The following is a 4108-nucleotide window of genomic DNA, read 5'->3' on the forward strand; positions in this document are numbered from 1 at the left end:
GGGGGTGCCCGCGCGCTCGTGCGCGGCGGACTTCTCACCCGTGGGCGGGGACTGATCCGGGGGCTGGGTGACGGGCGCCGGGCCGGCCGGCGACTCGGCTGCCTGGCCCGCGCGCGGGCGATGCCGCTCGGGTGCGTCGGTGAAGGTCACCTCCACGCGCTGGAAACTTTTGAACTGTTCGGCCTGGGCGTAGGAGGTGTAGGCCCGCCGGTCGGAGTCGGTGAGTTCGACGGCGTCGAGGAACGGGGTCAGCAACGCCCGTGGATAGAGCCGCCCCACCCGTACCGCGTTGACCTCCATCCCGGTGACGACGAGGACCGCGAGGAAGTACAGCCAGGTGATCAGACCGAGCACCAGCCCGAACAGCCCATACACCTGGGTGGATCCCTTGAGCTGGTGCGCGAGGTAGTAGCCACCGAGGGTCTGGACGAGCTGCCAGCCCACGGCAGTGAACACCGCTCCGGGCAGGATCTCCATGACCCGGATGGACCGGACGGTGAGGACCTTGAAGGCGACGAGGATCAGCCCGGCGTTACCCGCCGCGGAGATCGCGACGGCGAGGACCTGGAACCCGGCCCCGAGCCGGCCGAACGCGGAGGCGCCGGTCGTCACGGTCGACAGGATCGTGGTCATGGCGACACCGAGGCCGAGCAGACCGATCAGGCTGAGGCTGCGCACCCGGGCGAAGAACGGGTTGGGACGTGATCGACGCGGCACCGCCCACACGGTGTCCAGCGCGTTGCCGATCGCCCGGGCGACACCGAGGCTGCCGTACACCGCGCCGAGGACGCCGATGGCGACCGCGACCCCGCTGCCCTTGAGCGCCTGCACGTCGTCCCGCAACTGGTCACCGATGATCGGGAACTGGCTCAGCGCGGAGCTGACGACCTGCTCCTGCAGATGCTGGTGGCCATGCAGGACGAAACCGAGGCCGGTGGTCAGCAGCAGCAACAACGGGAACAGCGACAGGAAAGAGTAGAAGGTGATGAGCGCCGCCAGGTAGCCGCCCTGATCGTCGGCGAACTTGTACAGAACGGCGACGACGAAGCCGAGGCCGCGGTGGCGTCGCTGTGCGCGGTCCAGCCGGCCGCCAAGCCCCATCCCGCGTCTCCCCCATTCGTCCGCCGTCATGACGATCTCCCCCGTTCGGGCTGGTCACACACCCGTTGCCAGCCCGTCATGGCCCCGCCGCGGTAAGGGCACGGCCATCGTCGCCGATCGCCCGACCGGGGGGTGAGGGTCTGTCGCTGGTGGCCCGGGCGTGCCGGTCCCCCGTGAGGGAACCGGCGACACCGGGGATGGACATCGACGCGCGCTCATCATCGCGTTGACGGATCGGCTCCTCCGCCCCTGGCTGGAGTCGCGACCCTCAGCATCGTCTCGATCACATCATGACGCGGAAAGTACGGCCCCGGGCCATCAACTGACCCGATCCGGCCATCGCCCACGCATCACGGCGACGCCGTCCACGTTGGCCCTCCGGCACGCGCCGGCCAGCCGGCCGGGCGGGCGATCGCCGCGAGCCCGATCGGATCAGGACGTGAACCGCGCGGACTCCGGCCGGACGCGCGCCGTCGGGTAGATCCCGGTCTCCTCCGCACAGGCCAGGGTCGGACGCGGACCGCGGGCGAAGCCGAGCTGGACGATCTGGTGCGGCACGACCAGGTCCAGGGCCCAGTCGGACAGCACCCTGGCCCGGTTGGACCCGTTGTTCAGCGCGTACATGTGGTACGCACGGGTGGCGACGACCGCGGGCAGGCCATGCAGGATCAGCCCAAACGGATTGGCGACCGCGTCGCGCCCACCGAGGTCGACGACGAAGCCGAGGTCGTGATGCCGGTAGGGCTTCGCGCTGCCGTACCCGAGGGAGGCCGCGACGTTGCGGGCCGCGACGACGGCCTGGCGCACGGCGTGCTGAGCGGTCTGCCCCGCCGGCTCGCCCCCGCGGGTCAGGTCCGGCACGGCCGCCGCGTCGCCCAGCGCGAACAGGCCATCGACGCCGGCGACCCGGAAGTACTCGTCGACGACGAGGCGTTCGTGCGCGGTGGGCAGACCGAGCGTCGACACCAGCGGGTTGGGCGCCACCCCGGCGCACCAGACGACCGTGCGGGTGTCGATGGACCTCTGCGCGCCGCCGGTGCCGTCATCCGGCCCGCGCATCCGGACGAACCGTTCGCCGACCTCGGTCACCGCCGTCCGCAGCAGCGTCTCGACGCCCCGTGCGGCCAGCACCTCACCGGCGCGGCGCCCGAGTGGGGGCGCCAGCTCATGCAGCAGCCGGGAGGAATGGTCGATGAGAACCCACCGGATGTCCTCGGCCCGCACCCGCGGATAGTTCGCCACCGCCCGCCGGGTGAACCGGGTCATCTGCGCGACGAGCTCGGTGCCGGTGTAGCCGCCGCCGACGACGACGAACGTGCACAGCGCCCGCCGCTCGCCCACGTCCACCGCCGCGTCGGCGAGCTCCAGCTGCCGCAGCACGTGATCACGCAGGTAGACGGCCTGGTTCAGGTTCTTCAGGCCGATCGCGTGGTCCCGCACGCCGGGAATGTCGAACGTGCGGGTGACCGAACCCGGCGCCAGTACGAGCCGGTCCCACCCCAGCCGACCCACCGTGCCGTCGTTGCGCTGCACGGTCACCGTACGTGCCCGCGGGTCGACCTCCACCGCGTGTCCCAGCCGCAGCACCGTGCGCCGCAACGCCCGGCGGGTCGCGATGGCGAGATGCCGCGGCTCCACGGAACTCGCACACACCTGCGGCATCAGCGAGGTGTAGGGCAGGTGATCCACCGGGGAGATGACCGTGAACTCCGCCGCCCCCGCCGGCACCAGCCGCTCCAGCCGGCGCAGCAGCCGCAGACCCGCGAACCCACTGCCGACAACGACCACGCGGGGCACCCGCGGGGTCCCGCCGAGCCCGACCTGACCGGAATCCCGCCGCGTCCTGCCACGCGCGGCCCGGTGGCCGGCGAGCGGTCGGGCGAGTCGGCGGATGCTCTCCTGCAGTGACGGCGCCAGGAACGCCGACAGCGGTGGTGGCACTGGGCACCTCCGGTGCGCTGGACGGCCCGTCGGCCAGGACCCGCGCCTGCCGACGGTGTGGCCGCGACGCGGAAGTACGGCGGCAGGACCCGTCTTCTGTGCCTGCCCGGAGGTGCGGGTGGGCAACCTTTCAGGTGCCGGGAGCGGGTGGTGCTCGCAGCCGAATTTTCATGATCAATTCTGCCGACACTTCGTCAACGCCATTGATTATCTTGTTCGACCCAGGTCGATTCGATGGCTGGATCGCTGGGCCCGCGGTCGGGGCTGGCCCGACGGTGCCCGCGATCCACGTTCTACGGAGCGTAGAATCCGCGGGGTGCGACGACAGGTGCAGATACCCACCGCCGGACGCCTACGCGGGCGGGCGGGATCGCTCGTCGCGACCGTCGGCGCCGTCGCCGTCCTGATTCCCGGCCTCCTGCTGGCGCTCGCCGCGCCGGCGTCGGCCCACTCCAGCCTCGAGACGACCTCGCCCGCCACGAGCGCGAGCCTGGACGTCCCGCCCGCCGAGGTCGTGCTGACCTTCAGCGAGTCGGTGTCCGCGCGGTACAGCCGGGTCGCCGTGACGGGCCCCGGGGACCTCAGTGTGACCCGCGGCGCCCCGCAGGTCGACGGCACGACGGTCCGCCAGCCGCTCGCCGCGTCCGCCGCGGGTGCCTACACCGTCTCCTACCAGGTGGTCTCGCAGGACGGTCATCCCGTCGGGGGCACGTTCGGCTTCACCGTGACGCGGGCGTCACCGGCCGCCAGTCCGCCGGCCGCCACCGTGACCGCGTCGGCGACGCCCTCCCCCACCGGCGCGGCCGTCCTCGCGAGTTCCCCCACGGCCGGGCCCGGCGCCGAGGACACCGACGACGGCGGAGGTGGACACTGGGTGACGGTCACGGTGGTCGTGATCGTTGTGCTGCTGGCCGTCGGCGCGGTTCTCGCCGTCGTGCGGCGACGTCGTTCCGGAGCGCGCTGACCATGGACACTTCCGCCTCGGCGGGTGGCACCCAGCCCGCGCCCGCCGCGCCCGTCACGGCCGGGGGACGCGGCAGTGCCGCGCCGGGTCCCGGGGCGTTGC

General features: G+C 72.4%; 3 protein-coding genes. 1 reads left to right on the plus strand and 2 read right to left on the minus strand.

All coding sequences use genetic code 11. From position 1 onward, the window contains the following. Both MXD58_RS21895 and MXD58_RS21900 read right to left on the minus strand, forming a co-directional pair. A partial coding sequence (locus MXD58_RS21895) for a YihY/virulence factor BrkB family protein (RefSeq protein WP_250609833.1) occupies positions 1–1131 on the minus strand: 1131 nt, incomplete at its 3' end. Between the two features lie 402 nt (positions 1132–1533). Beyond that, entirely contained in the window at positions 1534–3042 is a 1509-nt protein-coding gene (locus MXD58_RS21900) for an NAD(P)/FAD-dependent oxidoreductase (RefSeq protein ID WP_374616478.1), read from the minus strand. A gap of 328 nt (positions 3043–3370) precedes the next feature. Between MXD58_RS21900 and MXD58_RS30810 the strand changes: the two genes are divergently transcribed. Continuing rightward, entirely contained in the window at positions 3371–4006 is a 636-nt protein-coding gene (locus tag MXD58_RS30810) for a copper resistance CopC family protein (protein ID WP_250609834.1), read from the plus strand. The last annotated feature ends 102 nt before the right edge of the window (positions 4007–4108 follow it).

The sequence above is a fragment of the Frankia sp. AgKG'84/4 genome, assembly GCF_023242965.2.
Lineage (GTDB): Bacteria > Actinomycetota > Actinomycetes > Frankiales > Frankiaceae > Frankia.